This is a genomic window from Bacillus piscicola, assembly GCF_022458745.1.
In the GTDB taxonomy this organism is placed as follows: domain Bacteria; phylum Bacillota; class Bacilli; order Bacillales; family Marinococcaceae; genus Alteribacillus_A; species Alteribacillus_A piscicola.
In genome coordinates, this window is the sequence record NZ_JAJJJF010000001.1 from 391388 (window position 1) to 417797 (window position 26410).

Genomic DNA, 26410 nt, shown 5'->3' on the forward strand with positions numbered 1-26410 from the left:
AGTGAAAGACATAGAGGAGGAACATGGGGGATGAGGAAAGAGTTTTTGAAAGCGGCGCTGGCCCTTATATTCATACTGTCCGGTGTTGCGTTTAACACCGGTATGACAGCCGAAGCAAGCTCCAGCTTGCAGCAAAAGCTGGAAGATTTACAGGATAAGCGTAATAATAACAAAGAGGAATCAGCAGAAACAAAAAAAGAAATTAAAAAACTAGAAACCGACATACATAACGTACAGAAAGAAATAAAGCGACTTGACGATAAAATGACTGAAACCAGCGAAAAAATAATAGCAAAAGAAGAAGAAGTGACAGAAACGAAAGAGAGAATCAAGGAACTTCGTAACCGTATTGAGACTTTAGAAGAACGGATTGCAGAACGGGACGAGCTATTAAAAGATAGAGTTAGAGTGATGTATCAAAATGGCGGATCAGTCAATTACTTAGAAGTGCTGATGGGGGCGAAAAGCTTCGGTGACTTTCTCGACAGAGTATCCGCGTTAAACACGATTGCGGAACAGGATCGGGAAATATTAGAAGCCCATATACGAGATCAAGAAGCTTTGGAAGAAGCAAAAATAGAAGTAGAAGAGCAACTGCAAGAGCTTGAAGAAGCCCTTGATCAATTGGAAGAGTTAAAGGAAAAACAAGAAAAACAGCGTAAGAAGAAAACAAGTATTTTAGGGGATATGGAAGAAGAGGAATCCCATTTATACGATGATTTAATGACGCTTGAAGATGAAGAAGAACTACTGAAACAACAGGAAAAAGCAGCGAAGCAAGAACTGGAAGCCTATGAAAAGCGTTTAGAAGAGGAAGCAAGGCGCAGTAACTCAGCATCCACAAGTAATTCCGTGTCAGTGGGGGACGCTTCTGCAGATATTCCAGACAGCGGTGGCTCCCTTATGAAACCGGCCACCGGCAGAATTACGTCTGAATATGGACAACGCTGGGGACGGATGCATCATGGGATTGATATTGGACAAGGTGGCCGTTCAAACGTACCGATAGCAGCAGCGGCCGACGGCACTGTCGTCCAAGCCAGATACATGAACGGGTACGGAAATGCTGTCTTGATTTCTCATCGTATTGACGGCCGTCAGGTGACAACACTGTATGCGCATATGTCTGCATCACTCGTATCAACAGGCCAGCGAGTTTCGCGCGGGCAACAGATCGGTGTCATGGGTAATACAGGCAATTCTAAAGGTCCCCATCTGCACTTTGAGGTGCACGAAGGCCCTTGGAATGGCGCCAAATCGAATTCCGTTAACCCGCGGAACTATTTGAACTAAGAAAAACCTCCGATATGGAGGTTTTTTTCGTTCGCTTTCTAATTCATGGGACGCTAACCGGACCGATAGATTTTCGTCTCTATCTGGATAGGTACTATTTAAGTCTGGATATGTCTGCTGGAAGTCTGGATATATCTCGCTTATGTCTGGATATATCGGTCGAAGTGTGGATACCAACCGCTTAAGTCTGGATAACACAACATTCTTGCTTAATCCTCTAGGTAACCCTAAGAGCAAAAAAAAAACATTCACGGAGCGGGTCCTAGAATGTTCGTAAGTTGCACCTATTACATTGTTTCTTCAGGCATAGGAGTTGGGGTTGCGGGAACAGGGCCGCCTTCATACTTACTGTCAATCATGTTGCGGATTTCTGTCAGCGGTGTACCTTTTTCGAATTCTGATTTAGCCTCACGGGCTATATCTACACAAACTTGTCAGCCAAAGCCCATCGTATCGAGTTTCACGGTTTCTCCATGGACTTCTTCGACGAAACAATTGGTATTGCTCTCATGGCCTGCTTCTTCATAACAGCCACAGTAACATGGAACGTAATCGAGAACGTCAGGATGTGCTACGGCAAATTGATAGGCTTCCAAAATTTGCGGACTGTCGGTGACAGTCGTAACAGCATCCCAATTATCACTGCCTATTTCATATGTTAAATCTATTTGTTGACCCTGCTCAGCACTAGGCTGTTCCTGGGACGAGCACCCTGCTGTAACAAATAGCAAGGCAATTAAAATGAAAATCCCTTTTTTCACAGAGCGACCTCCTTAGAAACCAATATACACTATCATTTTAGCAAGATAGTACAAGCTTTTAAATAAAGGATAAAAGGAAGTTATTACAACTTTGAAAAGAAATAACGAATCGGAATGAATGTCATAAGTGGATAACGGGTTAGCAAAAATGTATCATGGTAAAGTTGTATGAATTGTATAATAATGGTAGTGAAACCAAAGATTCAAATAAGGGGAAGATTTCATGAACCGCTTACTATGGACGTTATCCATCGCGCAGTTTCTTGCTATGCAGGTATGGTTTAATTTTTCCGCGGTGATGCCGGTTGTAGAAAAGGAATGGGGGTTGTCTCCGACTCAATCTGGTATCATCGTTTCTTTTTTTCATATCGGCTATGTGGCCGCTGTCTTTTTTTACAGTTTTTTAAGTGACAAGTACAACCCGAAGTATTCATTTATGTACGGAGCTTTGCTTGCCGGAATATCAGGGATGTTATTTGCGTTTCTGGCGAACGGATTTGCCTCCGCGCTATTATTTCGCCTGCTTTCAGGAATCGGAGTTGCCGGCATCTATGTACCCGGTATGAAAATTGTTGCTCAGACAGCCCAACCGGAGAAACGGGGAGGAGCGATGGGCATTTATGTTGGATCGCTTGTAGCAGGCTCCGGTTCCTCTCTTCTCATTTCAGGTTTGCTTATTGCGGCTGTCGGATGGCAAGGAGTCATCACAATCACCTCTTTTTCTGCCTTAGTGGCCGCAGTTATGATTTATTTTCTACACATCCCGAATGACTTTCAATTACGAGGAACTCCACTAAATATGGCTCTGCTAAAAAGAGTGTTAACGAGAAAAAATCTATTGGTGAGCCTGGGATACACAGGGCACAGCTGGGAACTCTATGCGATGTGGGCGTGGATTGGCCCATTTATGGTTTATTACTTTTCCGAAAGACAGGTGGACAACGCTGTCAGCATCGGCAACTTATCAGGAGCACTCATAGTCATGATAGGATCCATTGCCACTTTTGTAGGAGGGAAGTTATCTGATTCGTATGGACGTATCAAAGTGATCAATCTATTTGTCTTGATAAGTATCGTCTGCTCACTCATAATCGGCTGGCTGACAGACCTTACGCTATGGTTATTCCTGCCACTCCTTTTAATCTACGGATTCTCCATCATTGCAGATTCCCCTATATACAATACAACACTAACTGAAATTGCCGAACCTGAAATTATTGGCACCGCTCTAGGCATTCAGTCTGTCATGGGATTCAGCGCCACCATATTTTCCCCCATGTTATTCGGGGTGCTACTTGACTTATTTAACTGGGGGATTGCCTTTTCTATTATTGGGTTACTAACATTCGTTACTCCTATAAGTTTATGGTTTTTGAAAAGGGTAATTTAAGTGACTGTTTTAAAAAGTAGATCACTCGGGTTGTACTACTCTAATTGATAATTTTCATTCTACCTAATGGATTCTATCCAAAAAAGTATTGACCGGACAAATTAATGCTGTTATGATCAAATTGAAAATATTTAGAAAAATTTTAATCATTATGTTGTTTACTGGTAATTCAAAAAAAGTTGTCTGGATAGTTTTTGGATTATTGTTAATATTTTTAAATAAAGTGAAAGGGGTGTAAGAATGATATCGATGTTCTAAAAAACACGGAAGTTTAGGTGATGGACAGGGGTTAGTTATATTAACACGAAGGAGGACACGGAATGAGATTGAAATTGGTTACTTTGTTATTAGCCGTATTTATTGTATTAGCCGGTTGTTCATCAGGAGGAAATACAGAGGAGGATGCTAGTGCTAATGATGGGGATTCAAACAAGGAAAATTTAAAAATTGGAGCTCTATTTCCGCTTACAGGTTCTTTAGCGTTATTAGGAAATGAGTCTTACGAAGGCATCAAGCTGGTTGCCGATGTTGTTAATGAAGATGGCGGCATTAATGGAAAGCAAATTTCTTTAGTGAAAGCAGATGCCCCTGACGCCACTGCAGCCCAAAGTGAAGCAAATCGTCTGATTTCACAAGAAAAAGTTCCAGTCATCATGGGAACTTATGCAAGCGGTTTATCATTGGCAGCTACACAGGTTGCTGAGAGAAATAACGTCGTGTATGTAGAATCGAACGCAGTATCAGATGAAATTACGGAAAGAGGTTTTGAGAATGTTTTCCGGATTACAGAGTCTGCATCCATGCAAGGAGACGCGGCGGTAAACTTTACTAATGAATTTCTTGCTCCAGATTTTGGAGTTAATACGGATGAATTAACTGCGGTTGTCATGCACGAAGAATCTTCTTTTGGGACAGCGGTTGCCACAGAGATCGAAAAAAAAGCTGAAGAAATGGGTATCGAATTGTTATCCATTGATAGTTATAACTCAGAAACAAACGATTTATCCTCTACGATCCACAAGTACAAAGAGTTAAATCCAGATATTGTTTATGCCACTTCTTATATTAATGATTCCATTTTATTTATACAGCAAGCAAAACAATTAAATTTTAAACCAAAAGCAATTGTTACGACGTCAGGCGGTTACGCTCTTTCGGACTTCGGGAAGGCATTAGGCAGTGATGCAAACGGTGTGTACGTAGCCGATGCTCCAGCCAATCCAAATGAAGAAGCGTTAACGGAAAAAGCAATTGAATTAAAAGAAGAATTCACAAAACGCTGGGAGGAAGAACAGGGTACCCCACTAACTGGGCAAACATGGAGAGTAATTAATGCAGCATTAGTGATGTTCACAGAAGTCCTTCCTAATGCTGAAACATTAGATACAGAGGGAATTCGCAACGCACTAAAAGAAGTTGATATACCATTAGGTGAGCTTCCAAATGGTTCAGGAGTCAAGTTTAATGAGATTGAAGGACAACCTGGACAAAACAGCAGAGCAGAAATAGTAATGATGCAATGGCAAGACGAGGAGCTTAATCTAGTATGGCCTGATGACTTTAAGACTTCCGAAGCGGATAACTCATTATTATTTAACGAATAAAGTGGAGCGATTCATAAGAGATTGAATCTCTTATGAATCGTTAACTTAAAATGGAGGTGTACGTCGATGATTTTACAACTGTTAACGGGCGGAATATTAATTGGTGGTGTTTACGCTCTAATGGCTGTGGGCTTGACATTAATTTTTGGCGTAATGAGAATCGTCAACTTTGCTCACGGTGAATTTGTAATGGTAGGTATGTATTTGACATTTATTTTGTATTCAGTATTTGGAATTAATCCGTACTTGTCAGTTCTTATCGTCACTCCTGTAATGTTTTTATTAGGATGGATGTTAAATGCTGTATTGATAAAAAGGTTAGTAGGAGCACCCCACGTCACTCAAATTTTTGTGACAGTTGGGTTAAGTATGCTGCTAATGAGTTTAGCACTTATTATTTTTGGAGCTGATTACCTTAGTGTCCGCAGTGATCTAACAACACAAGTTATAGATTTAGGAGTGTTGTTAGGAGTTCCACAGGTGATAGCGTTCGTTATTTCTATGATTGTCAGTATTGCAATTTTTATTTTTCTCAAAAAAACGTTTACTGGAAAAGCAATACGTGCAACTACTCAAAACAGGCATTCAGCAACTTTGATGGGAGTAGATGTTAAAAAAATCTATGCGTTAACCTTTGCGATAGGCACTGCGTTAACTGGTCTTTGTGCAGCTATCCTGCTTCCGATTTATCCAGCATATCCGACAATAGGATTAGGCTTTGTCTTAATGACATTTGTGGTAGTTGTAATGGGAGGATTAGGAAGCATCCCTGGGGCGTTAATTGGAGGATTAATTATTGGTATTATTGAAACAGTAAGCGCTTACTATTTTGATCCTGGTTGGAAAGAGGCCTTTTACTTTGTGATATTTATTTTAATTCTATTAGTAAGGCCCCAAGGATTTTTTGGTCAAATTGGAGCGGAGGAGCTGTGAATATGCTATTGAGAAAAATGCCGAAATTTTACTTTGTTCTAGTAGGGTTGTTGATTCTGACCTTAGTATTTCAGGAGAGATTCTTTCTAGATATGCTAGTCATGACATTTATATGGGGGGCAGTCGCAAGTGCTTGGAATATTACAGGGGGATTTGCTGGACAGTTTTCACTAGGGCATGCAGGATTCCTCGGAATAGGGGCTTATACCTCTTCTATTTTGTACGTGAATTTTGGAATCTCTCCTTGGGTGGGTATGCTTATTGGTGGGCTAATTGCCGCTGGTTTGGCCTTTTTGATTAGCATGCTCTGCCTTCGGTTAAAAGGACCGTTTTTCACTTTGGCTACCATTGCATTTGCAGAGCTTATCTTTATCTCCGCCACACAGTTGCGGGGGATAACTCAAGGTTCTATGGGGTTGAGCATACCGTATGAACCTGGCTTCGCAAATCTTATCTTTGAAGAAACAAAAACTTATGCCATTTTAACCTTTGTATTTATGGTTATCGTTTATTTCATTTCCTCCTACATTAAACGATCTAAAATGGGGTATTATTTAACGGCTATAAAAGAGGACCACGACGCGGCAGAATCGTTAGGAATAGATATTCGCAAACTTAAAACGACAAGTACGTGCATAAGCGCATTTTTAACTGCAATTGGGGGAACGCTTTTAGCTAATTATTTACTATTCATTGAACCTCAAAATGTACTTGAATTACAAATATCGATTCAAATTGCCATGATAGCTATTGTAGGTGGGATGAATTCACCTGCAGGGCCTATTGTGGGTTCTATGCTCTTAACACCTTTGGAAATTATATTAAGGGGATATGCTACACAAATTGCAGGCCTTCACTTGCTTTGTTTCGGCCTCATTCTTATTTTGGTAGTGTTATTTAAACCTAATGGTCTAGTTGATGGATTAAGGATGCCAAAGATATTTAAAGGAAACATCAGGCGAGGAGGCAATCCCAATGAAAAAAACATCAAAGTTTCTTGAGGTAAAAAACCTTGGTAAAAGTTTCGGAGGTAACTGGGCAATCAAAGACATTAATATGTCAGTTAACAGAGGAGAGCTGCTAGGTATTATCGGACCAAATGGGGCGGGAAAAACTACTTTATTTAATATGGTTACTGGCTTTTTGAAACCGACGGAAGGCAGTATTTCCTATCAGGAAAAAGACATTTCAAATCTTAAGCCCCATAAAATATGTAATATTGGGATCGCCAGAACGTTTCAAATTGTAAAGCCTTTTGGTAATTTATCGGTTTTGGAAAATGTAACCATTGGAGCCTTAAGGTACGAAAAAGATGTGAACAAGGCAAAAAAGATAGCACATGAAAAAGTAAAATTTGTTGGTCTTGGCGAATATAGTCATACAACGGCCAGTTCTCTACCATTAGGACATCGAAAAAGACTGGAAATGGCCAGAGCTTTGGCTACGGACCCGGAAATAATCATGCTTGATGAGGTAATGGGCGGACTAAATGATGAGGAGACTGCAGATATGATGCAACTCGTAAAAGAATTACACAACGATGGGTTAACCATTATGCTCATTGAACATAATATGCATGCTTTAATGTCTTTATCAGAACGAGTAGTAGTTTTATGCTACGGTAAAAAGCTTGCAGACGGGACGCCTAATGAGGTTTCTTCGAATGCGGATGTTATAGAAGCATATTTAGGGAGCGATGACGATGCTTAAAATCAAGGGAATAAACGCATATTATGGTGACTTGCATGCAATCAAGGACGTCTCCCTGGAGGTTAAGCACGGGGAAATTGTGGCATTGCTGGGTGTTAATGCATCCGGGAAATCAACGACAGTTAAATCCATTTCTGGGTTAATCGAAAATTTAGACGGAGAAATTTATTATAATGGTGAATGTATTAATGAGATGCCTGCAAACAAAAGAACGGAATTGGGACTAATTCAGGTTCCGGAAGGAAGACAGTTATTTCCATTTTTAACTGTTAGGGAAAATTTAGAAATGGGGGCTTTTACTAAGGAAGCAAGGAATAAACTAAACGAAAACATGGAAAGGGTATTTGAATTATTCCCAGAAATGAAAAAGAAAGAGAAGCAAATAGCTGGTACTATGTCTGGGGGTGAACAACAGATGTGTGCAATTGGGCGAGGCTTAATGTCCAACCCAAAACTGATAATGCTAGATGAACCTACTTTAGGTCTAGCCCCGCTTATAGTAAAGAAAATATTTAACATAATTAGAGAACTTAGGGACATGAATATTACTGTCCTATTGATAGAACAAAATGTTCGTCAATCATTAAAAATTGCAGATAGAGCGTATATGCTGAGTAATGGGAAAATTATAAAAGAAGGAACGGCCTTAGATTTAATGGATAGCAATGATATAAAACAGGGTTACCTCGGAGTGTGAATAATGGAAGTTTACTATAGTGACATTTTATGTATTGGCAGTGGTGTTGCGGGTTTAATGTCCTCAATAGCAGCGGCAGAGTTAAATAGAAAAATATGCATCGTGTCAAAAGAACCGTTCTCGTGGGGTAATACTAGGATTTCAGGTGGCGTTATTGCAAGCAATCAAGGCCCGTCTTTTTTTGACGATATTTTAAAATCAGGAGAAGAACTCAATTCTACAAAGTTAGTGGAGACATTACTTCAGGAAAGTGACAACATTCACGATACGCTAGAGGATTGGGGTCACGTGTACCAACGTGATGGAAAACATAAAAATAAAATAAAACCAGGCGGGCATACAGAAGCTAGAACTTACGTTTCGAGTTACAAGGGCATTTCCTTAGGCAATATATTAAGAATGAGATTATTAAAAGAAGATAATGTACAGGTTTTAGAGGAAACTGCAGTCTGTCAAATCCTAGTTGAGGGAAATCGTGCATATGGGGCAATGTGTTTTAATTGGGTCAAAAACGAGTGGAGTGTTATTTACGCTAGCCAGATTATACTTGCCTCAGGAGGAGGAGGTATGTTGTATGCCCCTCATACTGATAACATGAGAAGCTCAACTGGTGATAGTTATGCGCTCGCATTGCAAGCTGGCGCTTCATTGGTTGATATGGAGCAGGTACAATTTATTCCATTTGGAATAGCGGAGCCAGTGGGGATGGTTGGAATTGAGGTAGGTGACACAGCAGCTGCTGGTCCTTACGGAGTGCTGACTAATGATAATGGGGAGGTTTTTCTTGATGACATACCAAACCAAACCCGGGAAGCGGTTAGCCGCAAAATAGCTTTACAAATGAGCGGTGGGACAGCAGACTTTCGCAACACAGTATGGCTGGATCCCTCTGCAAACACAAAAGAAGTAGCAGGAAGGAAAGCTTGGGAAAATGCTAAACAAGCAGGCTCTCTTGAGGGCTTAAAATACGCCTATGGAGCAAAAAGCTATAAATGGAAGGAGCCATTTAAAGTAGTGCCAACGTTGCACTACATAATGGGGGGAGTAATAGTAGATCATGATGGCAATACGACTGTAGATGGTTTGATGGCTGCCGGTGAAGCTGTGGGAGGAGTTCATGGTGCTGGACGGATGGGATCCATGTCTTTGTTTGAAGGATTGGTCTTTGGTCGATTAGTAGGGCATAGAGCTGCAGAAAAAGTAACGGGGAAAAGGGATCAGTGTGTTAGTAAATTAGTTCTTCAATCATTTATTGATAACTATAAAAAGTCTCTTTCTAACGAAAAAGGGGTCTATTCCCCATTCAAGCTAAAAGATGAATTATCATCCGTGATGTGGCAGTATGCTGGATTGATCAGAGAAGAGAAAGGTTTAAGAATAGCCTTGGACAAGGTGATCCAAATTGAACGTAAGGCGCAAAGCTTGAACATAGATTGGTGTAACTCAGCCTATCGTCAAGTTATATTGAATACGATTGAATTGAAATCTATGTTGGTGACTGCGAAGAGTATCATAATAAGTGCATTAAAACGAACAGAATCGAGGGGAAGCCATTTCCGGCTAGATTATCCAAATGAAAGCACGCTCGGTTTATATAACGTAAGGGTTAATACTTCTCGAGATGAAATGAATGCACAGATTGTTTATAAATGAATGTCTTATGTACGATACTAAGAATTAGGAAGGGATGGCGATGGCATTTCTAACTTTATCTATTAAAAGAAAAACAGATCATTTAAATGAACAAGTAGCTTATCAAGTAGATGCGCGCGATGGGGAAACAACGTTGCTGAACGCTTTGCAAAAAATACAAACAGAACAGGATCCCACCTTGGCTATTCGATACGGTTGCCGATTCAAGGATTGCGGCCTATGTGCGGTAAAGGTGAATGGAAAAGAAAAAATGGCCTGTTTGACGAAAGTTAAAAATGACATGTTGGTTGAACCTTTAGATAATGTCCCGGTTGTTCAGGATTTAGTTGTTGAGCGTTCTTATATTACGGACACAATTATAGAGAAAGGTCTTATCCCAGATACTAAAAGTGGGGAAACTACTCATGTGTCTGAAGAATACAAGGCTGTAAATAAATGTACGGACTGTCAAGTCTGTTTATCTGCATCAACGCTGTATTCACACGAAAATCGTGATGCAATCGCTGGGCCTATGTTTTTTGTTAAGTTGGCTCAAATATATTATCATCCTCAGTTGAGTACAAATTATGAACAGAAAATAAAAGACTTAGGGATTAATCATTATAAAAACAGTGAGGTAATTCCATGTCCCTATGGGGTGCCTATTAACAAACTTGCCATTGCTCCTTTTCTTACAGAAGAATAAAGTTCTTTTAACACAAAAGAAGTTAGTTAATTCCAAAAAGAAAAAATGTTATAAAATTGTGTTGACTAGACAGTTTAATTAGTTTTATAATGAAAATAGAAAACCTCACATGTATATCACTTATATTTTTTTTAAGTGCATTTATACTGTCTGGTCAAAATATTTACAAATAAAATAATTAAAGGAGAGATATGGTTTGAGTCGAGTTGACACTGTAGAATTTAAAACCCTAAAAATTGTAGTTGATGAGAATATTGCTACTGTATATGTTAATAACCCCCCGGCAAATGCTTTGAATACCGAAACGATACGAGAGATATCTGAGTGTATGGACTATGTAAGCAGTCAAGAAAATGTTAAAGCCATTATTTTAACCGGTGAAGGAAAATTCTTTGTTGCAGGGGCTGATATAAAAGAATTTCAAGATGGGTTTGGTAAAGTAGGACTCGGTGAATCGATGGCAAAAACAGCACAAGAAGTATTCCAGAAAATTGAAGAGATGCCTATTCCAGTCATAGCCGCAATAAATGGAGCTTGTTTAGGAGGCGGGATGGAATTAGCCATGAGTTGTCACATGAGAATAGCCTCTAGAGACGCAGTTCTCGGGCAGCCGGAATTAAATTTAGGACTAATCCCTGGTTTCGGGGGAACTCAGCGATTGCCGAGACTGACAAATAAGGCGAAGGCGTTAGAGATGATCCTTTTAAGTAAAAACATCAAAGGAGACGAAGCTGAGGAGCTTGGATTAGTAAACAAAGCTGCAGACAAAGAAGAAGTACTACAGATGGCAAAAGAGTGGGCAGAAATTATTGCCAGCCAAAAAAGCAGAGTTTCAGTTTCGGCAGCTTTGAAGGCAGTGACAGAAGGTCTGAACACTAGTTTATCTGAGGGGCTTCAAAAAGAAGCCGTATTATTTGGGGAAATGTTCGAATCTGAGGATATGAAAGAGGGGGTTACAGCATTCGTAGAGAAAAGAAAGCCAGTTTTTAAGGATAATTGATTTTAAAGAAGTATTGAGATCTTTTTAAGTCTAAGAAGAAAGGAGGATCACATGGAAGGCGCAACCACAAATTCTTCGGTCATATTTAAAAAAACAAATAAAGTTGGCTGGATTAAGCTTAACCGTCCAAAGGCGCTCAACTCTTTAAATTATGAAATGGTAAAAAGTATTTTGCTCACATTAGAGGAGTGGAAAAATGACGATGAAATAGTCACGGTATGTATAAGCGGAGAGGGAGAGAAAGGATTTTGTGCCGGGGGTGATATGCGCGCTCTTTACGAAGCCAAGGGATCGAATAACTCTCAAGCGGCATTCAATTTCTTCAGCACAGAATACAAAATGAATCTCTTGTTACATCACTATCCCAAGCCTACAATCACCTTCATGAACGGCGTCGTTATGGGAGGTGGAGTAGGTATATCTGAGGGAACAACGTATCGAATTGTAAATGAAAAGACAAAATGGTCCATGCCGGAAATGAACATAGGATTCTTTCCTGATGTGGGAGCAAGCTACTTCCTCAATAATATGCCTGGATATACAGGACGTTATCTTGCCCTTTCATCACCAGTCCTACGAGTCGAAGATATTGTATATGTCGGGGCTGCTGAATATTTAGTAAGTAAGGATAAGTGGCCTGAAATGGTCTGGGAGATAGAAAATGCAGAATGGGATAAGGAAGAAGCCGATGAAATTATTAAAAGCATAATTCAGAAAGTTAGTGAATCCGCAGGTGAGTCCCAACTGAAAAGTGTTCAGGATAAGATTGATAAACACTTTCAGTTTAATAGTATAAAAGAAATTATTGATTCATTATCCAGGGAACAAGATGATGAATGGGCTCAGAATACATTGCAAGCATTAAAAGAAAAGTCATCGTTATCTCTGAAAACAACCCTGGAGCAACTGCTAAGAGGAACAACACAGTCTGTTATGGAATGTTTTCAAATGGAGTTCAATTTAAGTATGAATTTCATGAAAAATCCTGATTTTTATGAAGGAGTACGTTCCGTTTTAGTAGACAAAGATAGAAACCCGCAATGGACATATAAAAATTTGACAGATGTTTCAGACTCTAAGGTAAATGACATGTTTGTTTACGGAGACAACCACAATCATCCTCTAGAAAACTGGGATGACAAACTTTCAATTTCAAAGATGAGTCAATAAAAAAGTTAATTCTTTTTAGGAGGTATATATATGGGTAATAAAGTAGATGAATTGTTAAACGGAATTGACGTAGAGGGACTACAAGGGTATAGAGAGACAATCAGCAAGAGTGAAAAGGATGCGATGATTGACTATAAGGTGAACCTTGAATGGCTTGGCGGTACTAAATCCAGAGTAACGACACAAGGCATTACGCTCGGAGAACAGGAGCTATCAAGAAACTTCTCCTTTGAAATTGATGAGCCGCCTCAGTTACTGGGAAAGGATTCACAGCCTACTCCGCAAGAGTATCTTCTTGGTGGAATGGGAGCGTGCATGTTAGTAGGTTATACAGTAGGAGCGGCCGTGAAAGGGATAAAACTTGAAAAGCTAGAAATAGATATCGAAGGCGGCTTGGATTTAAGAGGATTTTTAGAAGTGAATCCTGATTCCCCAATAGGGATGAAAGATGTTAAGTATAAAATTAGAGTAAAAGGCGATGGCAGTGAAGAAGATTTTCAAGAAATTCATCAAAAAGTGATTGAAACTTCACCGAACCGAGCTACGATCGCCGATTCTATTAAACTTGTACCAGAATTAATTGTAGAAAAATAAAGTATAAGGAGGGGTCCTACTCCTCTCCTCCTTTCCTCCACTTTGTGATTTTGCGGTTATATCCTTCGACAGAAAGGAGAGAGAAAAATGGATGAGTTGCGGGTTTACATGTGGATAGGGTTCGGTATATTTTTAGCAGTTATGATGTTGTTAGGCTATATCAGCGCAAAGAAAACTACAAGTGTAAGCGACTTCGCTATCGGCGGAGGTAATTTAGGGCCATATGTACTTGGATTGTCGTTCGCCGCGACTTACTTTAGTGCAGCTACCTTCCTTGGTTATCCCGGTTGGTCTCATGAATGGGGTTATTCAAACCTTTGGTTATTTTTAGCTATGATGGGAGGAGGCCCAATAGGAGTCTTAATGGTAGCTAGAAAAGCAAGAAAATTAAACACTTTCCAAAAATCCCTGTCACTCCCAGACTGGTTAGGGGATTTCTATAATAGTGATTTATTGCGAATTGGGACAGGGCTGATCATGCTTTTTAATCTATTTTACATCGCGGCTCAATTTGCAGCAGGGGCAAGAATTTTTGAATATATGCTGGGGATGTCCTATACCACCGGATTAATTGTGATTGCCGTTATAGTTGTAGTGTATGTGTTTGCAGGCGGGGCATTTGCCGATGTCTATACAGATGCAGTCCAGGCTGTAATGATGGCTGTTGCAGGTACAGCAGTTTTCATATCCGGCATAGTGGTGTTCTGGGATGGGAGTATCACGGCTACTTTTTCGCAAATCACAACAAATTTGTCATCGCAAGACATTAACTTGACTACCGTGTTTAATCCTGATTCTACCTACTTTTATTCCATGACTGCTATTACAGGTGCTGTCATTATTCAGTGGGCATTTGCCTCAGCCCCGCAGTTATTTAATAAAGTACTTGGTCTGAAAAATGAAAAAGATTTAGGTAAAATGATTTTGACGTATGTTGTTACTACCGCACTTTGTTTAGTAGTTTTATTTGGAGGGATATACAGCCGCGTTGGTCTTGGAAATAGTGTGTCTGCTAGTGACTTAGCATTAATGGAATACGTAGTATGGGCTTCGCCGGCCATCATTGCTGCATTTATGGGTGTCGTTATTTTGGCTGCTGCCATGTCGACTACAGACGGAATATTCGTTGTTATTTCCACTGTTTTTGCAAACGATATATATCGAAAAGTTCTAGTGAGACGCGGTATTATTAGAGCTAGTGAAGAGAAAGTTCACCGTACATCTCTATTGATAAGTCGTGTGGCGGTGGTAATAGTTGGTATTGTTGCTTTCCTTATCGTCCTTAAGCCGCCTCAGTATATGGGAGACGTGATGTGGATCGGTATTTCGGGAGTAGCTGCCGGGACAATGGGCCCCATTTTATACGCTGTTTTTGGTAAGAAAAAAGCGTCTCCTCGTGCAGCTGAAGCTTCTATGATTGTTGGATTACTATCTTACTTTATTATTTACTTTGGAGGGATCGAGCAGAGCACCATGGCAGCAGGAGCATGGTCCACCCTTATAGGGATTGGGACAATGATTATATTAGCATATATAATGAAAACACCAGCTGCTACGGAGTCAACGGAGGAAAAGACTTCTTCAAAAGAAGTTGTAAACGCTAGGTAAATTGGAAGGGGTGAGTAGTTATATTTGTTAATGCTATGTTATCCGTGTGGTTGTATGGGTTTGGGGTCTGTTTATCTATTATAGGATTCTCTCTATGGAAATGGTATTTCAATAATTGAAAAATTTTAATTATTAAAAACAAATAGCAAATTGGAAGGATGATTTGAATGAACATCACAAAAAAGTATGAAACGGTAGAGGTTGAAGTAAAAGGTAACGTAGCTATTATTACGATGGACCGCCCTAAGCAACTGAATGCGATTAATAAACAACTGACAATAGATGTTTGGAACGCCTTAGATGAGGCAGAGAAGGATAAAACAATAAACGCAGTTATTTTGACAGGGACGAATAACAACTTCTCATCAGGAGTTGATTTAAAAGAAGTATTTGATATGCCTTCCCCAATAGGAGAAGAACCTTCTGAGGTGTGGAGAGATCATCTCAATGATATGCTCGGCGTATCACTGAAAATGTGGAATTTGCGGATGCCGGTTATTGTTGCTGTGGATGGTTATGCATTGGGAGGAGCGGCAGACTGGGTGCTATCTGCAGATGTGGCAATCGCGTCTGATAAGGCAATTTTTGGAGAGCCGGAGATTCGATTTGGATCAGCTCCTCCGACATTAATGATGCCATGGGTCCTTGGGCTGAGAAAGTCAAAAGAATTGCTTTTCACAGGAGATTCAGTTGATGCGGAAGAAGGACATAGAATAGGTGTTTACAATAAAGTTGTATCTCAGGATAGCTTAATGGAAGAGTCTATGAAGTTAGCAGAGAAAATGGCGAATATTCCACCGTCCGCACTAAAAATAACAAAGAACGCTATTAATAAAATTTATGAAATGATGAATATTAAAGAATCACTTGATTATAATCTGGAAGCTTCGATTTCAATGTTTTTCCTAAATTCCGAAAAAGATATTGCTGACGTTGGAGAGGCTATAAAAGAGAAAGGATTAAAAAACTTTCTAAGTGAGGCCAATAAGAATTTTGAGTAAAAACTAGGAGAGGGCGAGGAATAGACTTATGGGTTATTTAAACTATGATTTAGATACATTATTTAAGCCTGATTCAATTGCCATAATAGGAATTTCCCCAAAAGAAAACAGAGCAACACTTGCTTATAGGAATCTTATTAACTTAGGGTACAAGGGAGATATTTATTTTGTGAACCCCAAGTACGACACGGTCCATGGTAAGACATGTTATCCAACTATTAGTGATATACCTTCTACTATTAATTCGATTTACGTTAGTATTCCAGGGGATCATGTCATTCCGGCACTCGAACAAGCCAAACTTAAAGGAGCCACGAGCGCAGTTGTTATTTCAAGTGGGTTTGGAGAGGGAGAAGGAGCCGGAAAAGAAAAATCAGACCAGCTCGTTCGATTTTCTAAAGAAAATAATTTTGCTGTATGCGGTCCTAATTGCCTAGGATTGATAAATGCTTCTTATAGTTTCTCATCTTATGGATTTTTCTTCCCTGATGAGTTTCTGAAGGGTAACGTCGGGGGGGTTTTCCAGAGCGGAGGGTTAATGCACGCGATTGCTGGTGAACTGAGTCAACGAGGAGTAGGGATGAGTTCCATTGTCTCGAGTGGTAATGAAACGGTTGTTAACAGCAGCCACTATCTAGAGTATTTGGCGAATGATCCAGATACAGATGTAATAATCGGATTCCTTGAAGGGATCAAGGATCCAGATAGGTTTGTGAAAGCGGCAGAAATAGCATTTAAAAATAAAAAGCCTATTATTGTTTTCAAAGTTGGCAAATCTGAGAAAGCAGCTGAATCCGCGGTGGCCCATACAGGAAGCATGACAGGTAGTGATCAAGTTATCGACACTTTATTGAAACAAAAAGGGATTATTCGAGTGAATGATATAGATGAATTGATCGAAACTACGGTGTTGTTTTCTAATAATAAAAGAATGAACGGTCCCAATTTAGCTATCACGACTACATCTGGTGGCGAGGCAGGGATGTACGCTGATCTCGGGGAAGAATTAGGGATTGAGTTTTCGGAGTTTTCAAATGACACGAAAGATAGATTGGCAAATGTGTTACCTGATTTTGGAAGTATGGGTAATCCTCTTGATACTACTGGGAACGCCGCGCTTGATAAGGACCTTTATTCCACATGCTTAAGTACATTGGCTGAGGACCAGAATGTTGATGTGATTGCCGTTTCTCAGATGGATATCAATGAAGTTTCTCTTAAAAACAACAAAGCTACCCAGGTTATCGTTGAGAGTATCATAGAAAACGCTAAAATTTATGATAAACCCATGATTTGCTTCACTCCTAATTCAGGAGGAGCGGACAAAGCAGTGTGCAAAAGGCTTAAAGAAAATGGCATCCCGCTTTTAGTAGGGGCTCGGCCAGCATTGACAGCGATAAAAAATTTAAGTTGGTATTCATCCATGCTGCGAAATAATAAAGTTAGAGCATCAGAAAAACAAACGAACAGTAATGTTGGACGATTGCCAGATAAACCGGTACTGACAGAAAGAGAAAGTCAAGAATTATTGAAAGAGTATGGAATAGGAATTTCCGAAAAAGAGCTCGTTACGACACCAGAAAAGGCTGCCCTCCAAGCTGAATCAATAGGATATCCTGTAGTGATGAAGGTGGAGTCAGCAGACGTTCCTCATAAATCAGATGCTGGCGGTGTGAAGCTGAATTTGCAGAACGCTGAAGAAGTAAAGATAGCATTTGAAGAGATCATGACTTCCGTAAGACTGAAACATCCAGATGCTTTTATCAATGGTATTGTTGTGGAAGAAATGGTCCAGGGTGGAATCGAAGCTTTAATTGGAGTTAAAAATGATCGGTTATTTGGCCCGACAGTCATCCTGGGATCTGGTGGAATTCTGGTAGAGTTACTAAATGATTATAGTTCACGAGTAGCCCCTGTAGATTACGCGGAAGCTTTAGAGATGATTAAGGAAACTAAACTCCATACACTGTTATCCGGTTATAGAGGTAAGCCAAAGGGAGATATTGAATCACTGGCTAAAACAATAGTGAAAATGTCAAATTTAGCATTGGATTACCGAGATCAAATACAAGAAATTGAAATAAACCCTATGATGGTACTGTCAGAAAATATGGGATGCCGTGCAGTTGATGGATTGGTGGCATTAAAGGAAAAATCACCAAATAGTGTGAAGGTGTAAGTTATTATGGCTGTTCCAGCAGTGAGACTTCATTGCTGGAACAGCCATAGCATATAATCGCAAAAAGCTGATTGAAAATCTTTACTGATAATCAAGTCGCTGAAAGAATGAGAGGTGAGGACCTATGATGGAGAATAGATGGGCAGCACTGGCTCTGATTGGTACGGCCGTATTGTTCTCCTTAAGCCTTTGGTTCAGTGCATCCGTTATAGCCCCTGACTTAAAAGAGAGTTGGGGCTTAACCTCATTCACAGAGGCTTGGTTATCTGCATCAGTTCCAACTGGTTTTGTAATTGGGGCATTAATAAGTGCTTATTTTGGTTTAGCCGACAGATTTAATATTAGAAAACTATTTGCTCTCTCAGCACTATTAGGGGCTATGTTCAATGGATTGCTTATCTTTGTAGACCAAGCAATCATCGGAATTACGCTTCGTATTTTAACTGGTATTATTTTAGCCGGTGTTTATCCTACATCAGTTAAACTCATTTCTCAATGGTTTCCAAAACAACGAGGCATTGCAACAGGGATCCTAATAGCGTCCTTAACATTGGGTTCATCATTTCCACATTTTATTTCTATATTTGTAGCTTTCATAGATAGTCGACTGGTGATTTTGATTAGCTCTATTCTTGCTATATTGGCAGCTATGCTAATTTACGGAATACTGAAAGATGCTCCGATACCTTCTAAAAAAACTCCTTTTTCATTAGGTTTAATGAAGAAAGTAGTAATGAACAAGCCAGTAATGTTGGCTAACTATGGTTATTTCGGTCACATGTGGGAATTATATGCAATGTGGACTTGGCTTCCTTCTTTTTTAGCTGCCAGTTTCTTAACTTACTCGCCTTCCTCAGATCCCTGGTTAAGTATGCTTGTTTCCTTTACTTCCATTGGAATTGCAGGAGGAGTTGGTTGTGTAGTGGGAGGAATTGTGGCAGATAAAATTGGACGTTCCTCTTTAACTATTACAGCGATGTCAGTTAGTGGACTATGTGCCATTGGAATAGGTTTAACCTTTGGAAGTAATATATGGATAACTGTAGTATTGGCCCTAATTTGGGGAGGAGCTGTTATTGCTGATTCCGCTCAATTTTCAGTGGGGGTATCTGAATTCGCCGAGATAGAGTATGTTGGGACCGCTTTAACCTTTCAAATGTGCATTGGCTTTTTAATTACGATTATCTCCATTAATTTAGTTCCAATCTTTCAATCTATTATTGGTTGGGAATGGGTGTTTACACTGTTAAGTATAGGACCAATGCTGGGGATTATAGCAATGGTAAAGTTTAAAGATTATGAGACAGGTTTATATACAGAGGATAAGGGGGTAGCAAAATGAATAATTTTCAAGCATTGGTAGTAAACAAAAACGGGGAAAAAGATATTTTGGTTGATTTAAAAGAACGCACAAAGGACGATTTACCACAAGGAGAAGTGCTGATTAAAGTTCATTATTCCAGTGTGAACTACAAAGATGGACTGGCGAGTATTCCAAATGGGAACATTGTCAAAGGTTATCCAATTGTCCCTGGAATTGATTTAGCTGGAATAGTAGAAAGTTCAGACGACAGCCGTTATGCTTCGGGCGATGAAGTAATTGTCACAAGCTACGGGCTTGGGGTATCTCACGATGGTGGCTTTAGTGAATATGCTCGTGTCCCTTCTGAATGGGTGGTACCCTTACCAGATGGTTTAACTTTGAAAGAATCGATGATATACGGAACAGCAGGGTTTACAGCTGCGTTATCCATATTGCGATTGGAAGAAGAAGGAGTAAAGCCAGATAGTGGTCCTGTCCTTGTTACGGGTGCAACAGGCGGTGTAGGAAGTATGGCAGTTGCTATGCTCGCAAAGCTTGGGTATGAAGTGGTTGCAAGTACAGGGTCAACAGAGCAGATCGATTACTTGAAAAGCTTGGGTGCCTCAGAGGTGATATCACGCTCGGATGTCAACCCCGAGAAAATACGTCCGCTTGATAAGCAGCGCTGGGCAGGGGCAGTTGACCCTGTCGGTGGTGAAACCCTAGCTTATATCCTGAGTACGTTAAAGTATGGGGGGACTGCTGCGGTAAGCGGGCTAACTGGGGGCGGTAAAGTACCAACTAGTGTTTTCCCGTTTATTTTAAGAGGTGCAAATTTGGTTGGTATTGATTCTGTGTATTGCCCGATGGAACGACGCAGGAAGGTTTGGGACAAACTGGCAAGTGATTTCAAAATAGCCAAACACCTTGAAGAGATTGCGGATGAAATTACGCTTTCTGACCTTCCGTCAACGTTATCAGATATCTTGCAAGGTGCTGTCACAGGGAGGAAAGTGGTGAAAATATAAAAAATCAGGCTGTTCCAGTCCTTTTTGGATACTGGAGCAGCCTGTTTGAGTGTCTAAGAGTGTTGTAGCTGTGGCTGAAAAGTTATTGACTAACGATGTTTTGGTTCATCAGAGAAGATTTTAACGTTTCTAGGCAAATCTCCTTGTAGTATTCATGAAGCTCATCTTGCTCTCTCATTAACCACTGGATTAGACAGCCGTCGATTAAAGCACGAATGGAAATAGACGCCTTTTGCTTATCCATCTCAGGAAAAATTCCTTCCTCTTGGCCGAGCGTTACAATTTCATTTCCGATTCGCCAACAGTTTTCATAAAACTTATCGTTAATGTCTTTGAAATGACTGTTATGTCTAACTTGGCCTAAAAAATCAATGTAAACGCGAAAAAACCGTTTGTTTTCTGCGGGGGTGGAGAAAGCCGCGTTCACGTAGGCTGTTAATTTTCCGATGGCGGTTGTTTCTTTTTGGATAGCGTTATATTCTTTTTCATAAATTTTGTCAGTAATCCATTCCAATAAATGGCGTAGCACGTCTTCTTTATTTTTAAAGTGGTAATTCGTCACGCCCTTACTTACACCAGCATAATCAGCAATGTCTTGCAAGGTAAGGGAGTGGAACCCTTTATCAGCAATAGCCTGCAGCGAAGCTATTAAAATCTGACTTCTGCGCTTTTCTTTTAGTTTACTCATCACAAAACCTCCATAGTAGTATAGTGTTATTCCTCTAGTATACCACAATAATGACCGGTTAACATAATGATTATTCAGAAAATTTTTCGTATCTGTTTTTTCCTTTCGTAATATTATTTTTGCAGTCCTTTGTTTCGTGCTAGAATATAGAGGAGTGAACGATACAGAGCTGAGGTGGAAGTGAATGAAATGGAAAACAAAGGCAGCGGCGGCGGTTACGGCTGCTGTGTTAATAGCAGGAACTGGCGGTGTATTTGCGGGAATGAATATCAGCGACGGTTCAGATTCTTCTCGTTCTGCCTCTTCAACAACACCGTCTGAAGAAGCGGAAAGTGATTCTGCTGCCTCCACAGCAGAAGGCATGGATAAAATAGAACAAGTCTATGACATTATAAATGAAAAATATATGGAGGATGTCGATGAAGACAAGTTGATTGAAGGGGCTTTGTCAGGGATGGTAGAAGAATTGGGGGATCCTCATTCTGCCTATATGGATAAAGAGACTGCAGATGAATTTACCCAGTCGCTTGAGTCTTCTTTTGAAGGAATCGGTGCGGAAGTCAGTATGGTGGACGACACGGTGACGATTGTTTCGCCGTTCCGAGATTCTCCTGCTGATAAAGCTGGTCTACGCCCGAATGATCAAATAGTGGAAGTGAACGGTGAAAGCACAGAAGGGGATTCTCTTCATGATACTGTCTTGAAAATTCGAGGTGAAAAAGGCACCACTGTTACGCTTACCGTACGTCGTCAAGGAACGACAGACCCGTTTAAGGTAGAAGTGAAACGGGATGAAATACCAGTGGAAACAGTTCGTTCTGAGGTGATGGAAGAAAACGGTGAATCGATAGGTTATCTGGAGTTGACTTCTTTTTCGGAGGATACAGCAAAAGAATTTGAAACACACTTGAAAAAATTAGAAGATCAAGGTATTGATGGTTTAGTGATAGACGTCAGAGGCAATCCCGGTGGCTTTTTAACGAGTGTGGAGGAAATTGGCGACCTGATTATCCCAGGCGATAAGACTGTTGTCCAAATTGAAGATCCTAATGGTGAAAAAGGACGTTCTATTTCCACCTTAGAAGAGAAGAAACCTTACCCGATCGTTGGATTAATTGACAAAGGCAGTGTATCTGCCTCGGAGATTTTGGCCGCAGCTCTGAAAGAAGCGGGTGGATATGAACTAGTCGGTGAAACAACGTATGGGAAAGGTACCGTCCAGCAGTCTTTGCAGCTTGGAGATGGCAGTGAGCTAAAGCTTTCTATGTTTAAATGGCTCACGCCGGATGGAAATTGGATAAATGAAAAAGGAGTTACTCCTACGGTGAAAGTGAAACAACCTGATTACTTCTACTCGGCTGTCCTCTCTCCGGAAGATAAACTTGCGAAAGACGACATCGGAGAGCAGGTGGAGATTGCCCAGAAAATGCTTCAAGGACTAGGACTTGATCCGGGTCGTCAAGATGGATATTATGACGAAAATACCGCAGCTGAAGTTCGCGAGTTTCAAAAAGAAAAGGGTTTAGAAGCAACAGGTATTATTAATGAAAAAACAGCATCCCACATGAATCAGGCACTTCTGGAATTAATACGGGATTCTGCGAATGATAGACAATTGAAAAAAGCTATTGAAATAGCTGGCTCGCAGTAAACAGATGTAGACGCTTGAAGCTGCCTGCTGAACTGACCGTGTGGCAGTTTCTCGTGTCGATTTTAGAAGAAAAGGGGTTGCAGTCATGGAGATGATTGGCTGGGAACTACTAAACAGTGTTGGACGCTTTCTATTGCATCCGTTAACATATGTACTTCCAATTGTTATGGCGATACTCGGTTACTTTCGCGTGAAGCGGGAGCGCCGTGATTTCCATATGAAAGTGTACAGCGCGTTGTTTGATCTTACTGTTCCTATTATCCCTGGTTTTCTTGCTGGATTGATTCTTTCCATTATCATAACCGTAGTTGGAATAGTCGTTCCAATTTCTGTTGTTTTTCTCATGGGGATCATTACCTTTCTATTCCTACTTACAGGAAGAGTGACGTTATTGTCACCTGCCTATACCGTAGGTACAGCTGTTATATTAGCTTACCTGCTTCCTATCTGGGGACTGGATCATCCATTACTAGAACAGTGGATCACACCTTTTGAAGGTACATACTTGCCTGTTGTTATTATGCTTTCCCTGATGTTGATGGCAGAAGGGATACTGATCTGGAAGAATGGGAAACGCTATACGTCACCTTTTCTTACGGAAAGCAGCCGTGGGAAATGGGTCGGCGGGCAGCGCATGCAGCGGATCTGGTTCGTGCCGCTTTTTATGTTCATTCCAGGCGGGGTCCTTGAAGTTATGCCTTATTGGCCGGTTATCCCGTTTGGAGATAGTAGCTTTTCGCTCCTGTTAATACCGGCAGCAATTGGAGCGAGAGGAGATATTTTTCATACACAGCCGGCCTATGCTTGCGAAAAAATGGGGAAGTGTATTCTCTTAATCGGTGTAGCCGTCGCGCTTAGTGCTATCTTGACTATTTACTACCCGCTTACTTTTCTTTATATCGTGGCTGGAGCTTTTCTTTTACGTGTAACCGTCACTTTATTGGCGAAACGCGAAAAGCAATACCAGCCCCCGCTGTTTACGCTGCGAGCCAAAGGGTTAATCATCTTGGGCGTGCTCCCTGATTCACCGGCAGCAAAAATGGGTCTTCTTCCCGGTGAAGTGATTGTCAAAGTGAATGGTGCTTCTGTAAACAATACCAGCCAATTTTACAACGCTGTTCAACGTAATTCCGCGTATAGTAAAATAGAGGTATTGGATACACAAGGAGAAATCAGGCACACCCAGGCAGCAGTTTATGATAACGAACACCATGAGCTTGGTCTGCTCTTCGTAAAAGAAAAAGAATACGCTTACCCGGCCAAAGAAGGATAAACACGAAATTTAACTTCACGTAAAGGTTTTGCTTTTTAGATACGACATACAACGGTTTAACTACCGTTGTTTTTTTAACTAAAAATACGAACACATATTCGAATAATCGTTTGATTCGCAATCAGGTGTGGTATAATAGTACAGTAGTCCATATAGAAACGGAAACAATTTTAACGCTTATAGATATGCGGAAAAAGTGAGGAAAGATACATGAATGAAACATTTGAGTTGGTCTCCAAGTACAAGCCGGAAGGTGATCAGCCAACAGCAATAGAGGCGTTGACAGAGGGATTGTTGGCCGGAAAGAAATACCAGACGCTTTTAGGCGCCACAGGCACGGGTAAGACATTCACTGTTTCGAATGTCGTAAAAGAAATAAACAAGCCAACGCTTGTGATGGCTCATAATAAAACATTGGCAGGTCAACTGTACAGTGAATTTAAGGAACTCTTTCCAAATAATGCGGTAGAGTATTTCGTTAGTTACTATGATTTTTATCAACCGGAAGCGTATGTCCCGCAAACGGATATGTATATAGAAAAAGATGCGAGTATTAATGATGAGATTGATAAGTTGCGCCATTCGGCGACGAGTTCGTTGTTTGAACGGAATGATGTCATCATTGTCGCAAGTGTGTCTTGTATTTACGGTTTAGGTTCGCCGGAGGAGTATCGGGATCTCGTGTTGTCGCTCCGGACCGGCATGGAAATAGAACGGGACGCGGTGCTTCGAGAGCTTGTTGATATTCAATACGAACGAAATGATATCAACTTTGTGCGGGGAACATTCCGCGTACGCGGCGACGTTGTAGAAATTTTTCCGGCATCTCGTGATGAGCATTGCGTGCGTGTTGAGTTTTTTGGTGATGAAATTGACCGGATTACGGAAGTCGATGCGCTCACGGGTGAGATTTTGGGACAACGAAGTCACGTCGCCATCTTCCCGGCTTCCCACTTCGTAACGAGAGAAGAGAAGTTAACGAAGGCGATAAAGAACATTGAGAAAGAACTGCAGGAACAATTGGCATATTTCCGTGACAAGGGAAGAGAATTAGAAGCGCAGCGTCTTGAGCAGCGTACGAATTATGATATTGAGATGATGAAAGAAATGGGCTTCTGTTCAGGAATTGAAAACTATTCCAGGCACTTAACATTCCGAAATCCAGGGGATGCACCGTACACGTTGCTCGATTATTTTCCGGATGATTTTCTTCTTGTTGTTGATGAATCTCATGTTTCTCTTCCGCAAGTCCGTGGTATGTTTAACGGCGACCAGGCGCGAAAACAAGTGTTAGTGGACCACGGGTTCCGACTGCCATCAGCGCTCGATAACCGGCCGCTTCGTTTTGAAGAGTTTGAAAAGCGGATCAGCCAGGCGGTGTTTGTGTCTGCTACACCCGGGCCTTACGAACTAGAACACACACCGAAAATGGTTGAGCAGATTATCCGTCCGACAGGCCTGCTTGATCCAACCATTGATGTCCGGCCTATTGAAGGCCAAATTGATGACTTGATCGGCGAAATAAATGAACGAAAAGAAATGAAAGAGAGGGTATTAGTCACGACGCTTACGAAAAAAATGGCCGAAGATCTGACTGATTATTTAAAAGAAGTGGGCATTCGCGTTAAGTATCTGCACTCTGATATTAAGACGCTGGAACGGATTGATATCGTCCGCCAGCTGCGGCTTGGAGAATTCGATGTCCTCGTCGGCATTAACTTGCTTAGAGAAGGACTGGATATCCCGGAAGTGTCACTTGTGGCCATTTTGGACGCCGATAAAGAAGGGTTCCTCCGGGCGGAACGATCGTTGATACAGACGATGGGTCGGGCTGCGAGGAATGCGAATGGACACGTGATTATGTATGCGGATCGTATCACCGACTCTATGGAGACGGCGATTCAAGAAACAACGCGGCGGCGTGAGATCCAAAAAGCGTACAATGAAGAACACGGAATTGTTCCGAAGACGATCCAGAAGGCCATACCAGAGCTCATTCAAGCGACTATTACATTGGAAGATCAAAATGATTTTGATAAACCTGCTTTAGATAAATTAAGTAAGAAAGAACGTCAACGAGTCATGGAAGAATTAGAGTCTGAAATGAAACAGGCAGCGAGAGACCTGCAGTTTGAGCGTGCTGCAGAGCTGCGTGACATGCTACTAGAAATTAAAGCGGAAGGATGACC

22 protein-coding genes are annotated in these 26410 nt (G+C 40.8%); 20 read left to right on the forward strand and 2 right to left on the reverse strand.

Going from position 1 to position 26410, the window contains the following annotated elements; genetic code table 11:
- Positions 1–30: 30 nt before the first annotated feature.
- Positions 31–1293, forward strand: coding sequence for a murein hydrolase activator EnvC family protein (locus tag LOR49_RS17440; protein ID WP_275899453.1), 1263 nt, complete (start codon positions 31–33; stop codon positions 1291–1293).
- Between the two features lie 287 nt (positions 1294–1580).
- On the opposite strand, the gene LOR49_RS01835 is transcribed toward LOR49_RS17440, so the two are convergent.
- Positions 1581–2054: a PCYCGC motif-containing (lipo)protein gene (locus LOR49_RS01835; RefSeq protein ID WP_338021107.1), complete on the reverse strand. Its 474-nt coding sequence runs from the start codon at positions 2052–2054 to the stop codon at positions 1581–1583.
- Between the two features lie 223 nt (positions 2055–2277).
- Here LOR49_RS01835 and LOR49_RS01840 point away from each other — a divergent pair, with 223 nt between their 5' ends.
- From LOR49_RS01840 to LOR49_RS01915, 16 genes are all read left to right on the forward strand, one after another.
- Positions 2278–3444 (forward strand): MFS transporter, encoded by a 1167-nt coding sequence (locus tag LOR49_RS01840; RefSeq protein ID WP_240374403.1) that lies wholly within the window; start codon positions 2278–2280, stop codon positions 3442–3444.
- 320 nt (positions 3445–3764) lie between these two features.
- Positions 3765–5048, forward strand: coding sequence for an ABC transporter substrate-binding protein (locus LOR49_RS01845; protein ID WP_240374404.1), 1284 nt, complete (start codon positions 3765–3767; stop codon positions 5046–5048).
- 66 nt (positions 5049–5114) lie between these two features.
- Entirely contained in the window at positions 5115–5981 is an 867-nt protein-coding gene (locus LOR49_RS01850; RefSeq protein ID WP_240374405.1) for a branched-chain amino acid ABC transporter permease, read from the forward strand.
- Positions 5982–5983: 2 nt separating this feature from the next.
- Positions 5984–6982, forward strand: coding sequence for a branched-chain amino acid ABC transporter permease (locus tag LOR49_RS01855; RefSeq protein WP_240374406.1), 999 nt, complete (start codon positions 5984–5986; stop codon positions 6980–6982).
- Positions 6957–7691: an ABC transporter ATP-binding protein gene (locus tag LOR49_RS01860; RefSeq protein ID WP_240374407.1), complete on the forward strand. Its 735-nt coding sequence runs from the start codon at positions 6957–6959 to the stop codon at positions 7689–7691. The genes LOR49_RS01855 and LOR49_RS01860 overlap by 26 nt, the downstream gene beginning before the upstream one ends.
- Entirely contained in the window at positions 7684–8388 is a 705-nt protein-coding gene (locus LOR49_RS01865) for an ABC transporter ATP-binding protein (RefSeq protein ID WP_240374408.1), read from the forward strand. Before LOR49_RS01860 ends, LOR49_RS01865 begins: the two co-directional genes overlap by 8 nt.
- A gap of 3 nt (positions 8389–8391) precedes the next feature.
- Positions 8392–10041: an FAD-binding protein gene (locus tag LOR49_RS01870; protein ID WP_240374409.1), complete on the forward strand. Its 1650-nt coding sequence runs from the start codon at positions 8392–8394 to the stop codon at positions 10039–10041.
- A gap of 40 nt (positions 10042–10081) precedes the next feature.
- Positions 10082–10726: a 2Fe-2S iron-sulfur cluster-binding protein gene (locus LOR49_RS01875; protein ID WP_240374410.1), complete on the forward strand. Its 645-nt coding sequence runs from the start codon at positions 10082–10084 to the stop codon at positions 10724–10726.
- A 196-nt stretch (positions 10727–10922) separates the two neighbouring features.
- Positions 10923–11726, forward strand: coding sequence for an enoyl-CoA hydratase (locus LOR49_RS01880; RefSeq protein ID WP_240374411.1), 804 nt, complete (start codon positions 10923–10925; stop codon positions 11724–11726).
- Positions 11727–11777: 51 nt separating this feature from the next.
- A complete protein-coding gene (locus LOR49_RS01885) occupies positions 11778–12896 on the forward strand; it encodes an enoyl-CoA hydratase/isomerase family protein (RefSeq protein ID WP_240374412.1) in 1119 nt (372 codons plus the stop codon).
- Between the two features lie 30 nt (positions 12897–12926).
- On the forward strand, positions 12927–13490 hold the full coding sequence (locus LOR49_RS01890; protein ID WP_240374413.1) for an OsmC family protein: 564 nt from the start codon (positions 12927–12929) through the stop codon (positions 13488–13490).
- Positions 13491–13577: 87 nt separating this feature from the next.
- Positions 13578–15098, forward strand: a complete 1521-nt coding sequence (locus LOR49_RS01895; protein WP_240374414.1) for a sodium:solute symporter family protein — start codon at positions 13578–13580, stop codon at positions 15096–15098.
- 167 nt (positions 15099–15265) lie between these two features.
- Positions 15266–16099: an enoyl-CoA hydratase/isomerase family protein gene (locus tag LOR49_RS01900; protein WP_240374415.1), complete on the forward strand. Its 834-nt coding sequence runs from the start codon at positions 15266–15268 to the stop codon at positions 16097–16099.
- A 28-nt stretch (positions 16100–16127) separates the two neighbouring features.
- Positions 16128–18278 carry an acetate--CoA ligase family protein gene (locus LOR49_RS01905; protein WP_240374416.1) on the forward strand — a complete coding sequence of 717 codons (2151 nt, stop codon included), beginning with the start codon at positions 16128–16130 and terminating at the stop codon, positions 18276–18278.
- A gap of 124 nt (positions 18279–18402) precedes the next feature.
- On the forward strand, positions 18403–19620 hold the full coding sequence (locus LOR49_RS01910; RefSeq protein WP_240374417.1) for an MFS transporter: 1218 nt from the start codon (positions 18403–18405) through the stop codon (positions 19618–19620).
- Positions 19617–20609, forward strand: coding sequence for an NADPH:quinone oxidoreductase family protein (locus LOR49_RS01915; RefSeq protein WP_240374418.1), 993 nt, complete (start codon positions 19617–19619; stop codon positions 20607–20609). The genes LOR49_RS01910 and LOR49_RS01915 overlap by 4 nt, the downstream gene beginning before the upstream one ends.
- Before the next feature lie 82 nt (positions 20610–20691).
- Here the strand turns inward: LOR49_RS01915 and LOR49_RS01920 are convergent, their stop codons facing one another.
- Complete coding sequence (locus LOR49_RS01920; RefSeq protein WP_240374419.1) at positions 20692–21297, reverse strand: TetR/AcrR family transcriptional regulator; 606 nt, start codon at positions 21295–21297, stop codon at positions 20692–20694.
- Positions 21298–21481: 184 nt separating this feature from the next.
- Here LOR49_RS01920 and LOR49_RS01925 point away from each other — a divergent pair, with 184 nt between their 5' ends.
- From LOR49_RS01925 to uvrB, 3 genes are all read left to right on the forward strand, one after another.
- Entirely contained in the window at positions 21482–22948 is a 1467-nt protein-coding gene (locus LOR49_RS01925; RefSeq protein WP_240374420.1) for a S41 family peptidase, read from the forward strand.
- A gap of 85 nt (positions 22949–23033) precedes the next feature.
- A complete protein-coding gene (locus LOR49_RS01930; RefSeq protein WP_240374421.1) occupies positions 23034–24221 on the forward strand; it encodes a PDZ domain-containing protein in 1188 nt (395 codons plus the stop codon).
- A gap of 210 nt (positions 24222–24431) precedes the next feature.
- Positions 24432–26408, forward strand: a complete 1977-nt coding sequence (uvrB, locus tag LOR49_RS01935; RefSeq protein ID WP_240374422.1) for an excinuclease ABC subunit UvrB — start codon at positions 24432–24434, stop codon at positions 26406–26408.
- Positions 26409–26410: the final 2 nt, after the last annotated feature.

What these genes read in the sequence shown, in the direction of transcription:
- LOR49_RS01870 (WP_240374409.1), top strand. Translation starts at nt 8,392, where the DNA reads ATGGAAGTTTACTATAGTGACATTTTATGTATTGGCAGTGGTGTTGCG.
- LOR49_RS01855 (WP_240374406.1), top strand. Translation starts at nt 5,984, where the DNA reads ATGCTATTGAGAAAAATGCCGAAATTTTACTTTGTTCTAGTAGGGTTG.
- LOR49_RS01845 (WP_240374404.1), top strand. Translation starts at nt 3,765, where the DNA reads ATGAGATTGAAATTGGTTACTTTGTTATTAGCCGTATTTATTGTATTA.
- LOR49_RS01930 (WP_240374421.1), top strand. Translation starts at nt 23,034, where the DNA reads ATGGAGATGATTGGCTGGGAACTACTAAACAGTGTTGGACGCTTTCTA.
- LOR49_RS01905 (WP_240374416.1), top strand. Translation starts at nt 16,128, where the DNA reads ATGGGTTATTTAAACTATGATTTAGATACATTATTTAAGCCTGATTCA.
- LOR49_RS01850 (WP_240374405.1), top strand. Translation starts at nt 5,115, where the DNA reads ATGATTTTACAACTGTTAACGGGCGGAATATTAATTGGTGGTGTTTAC.
- LOR49_RS01925 (WP_240374420.1), top strand. Translation starts at nt 21,482, where the DNA reads ATGAAATGGAAAACAAAGGCAGCGGCGGCGGTTACGGCTGCTGTGTTA.
- LOR49_RS01840 (WP_240374403.1), top strand. Translation starts at nt 2,278, where the DNA reads ATGAACCGCTTACTATGGACGTTATCCATCGCGCAGTTTCTTGCTATG.
- uvrB (WP_240374422.1), top strand. Translation starts at nt 24,432, where the DNA reads ATGAATGAAACATTTGAGTTGGTCTCCAAGTACAAGCCGGAAGGTGAT.
- LOR49_RS17440 (WP_275899453.1), top strand. Translation starts at nt 31, where the DNA reads ATGAGGAAAGAGTTTTTGAAAGCGGCGCTGGCCCTTATATTCATACTG.
- LOR49_RS01910 (WP_240374417.1), top strand. Translation starts at nt 18,403, where the DNA reads ATGATGGAGAATAGATGGGCAGCACTGGCTCTGATTGGTACGGCCGTA.
- LOR49_RS01915 (WP_240374418.1), top strand. Translation starts at nt 19,617, where the DNA reads ATGAATAATTTTCAAGCATTGGTAGTAAACAAAAACGGGGAAAAAGAT.
- LOR49_RS01865 (WP_240374408.1), top strand. Translation starts at nt 7,684, where the DNA reads ATGCTTAAAATCAAGGGAATAAACGCATATTATGGTGACTTGCATGCA.
- LOR49_RS01890 (WP_240374413.1), top strand. Translation starts at nt 12,927, where the DNA reads ATGGGTAATAAAGTAGATGAATTGTTAAACGGAATTGACGTAGAGGGA.
- LOR49_RS01900 (WP_240374415.1), top strand. Translation starts at nt 15,266, where the DNA reads ATGAACATCACAAAAAAGTATGAAACGGTAGAGGTTGAAGTAAAAGGT.
- LOR49_RS01860 (WP_240374407.1), top strand. Translation starts at nt 6,957, where the DNA reads ATGAAAAAAACATCAAAGTTTCTTGAGGTAAAAAACCTTGGTAAAAGT.
- LOR49_RS01895 (WP_240374414.1), top strand. Translation starts at nt 13,578, where the DNA reads ATGGATGAGTTGCGGGTTTACATGTGGATAGGGTTCGGTATATTTTTA.
- LOR49_RS01885 (WP_240374412.1), top strand. Translation starts at nt 11,778, where the DNA reads ATGGAAGGCGCAACCACAAATTCTTCGGTCATATTTAAAAAAACAAAT.
- LOR49_RS01920 (WP_240374419.1), bottom strand. Translation starts at nt 21,297, where the DNA reads ATGAGTAAACTAAAAGAAAAGCGCAGAAGTCAGATTTTAATAGCTTCG.
- LOR49_RS01875 (WP_240374410.1), top strand. Translation starts at nt 10,082, where the DNA reads ATGGCATTTCTAACTTTATCTATTAAAAGAAAAACAGATCATTTAAAT.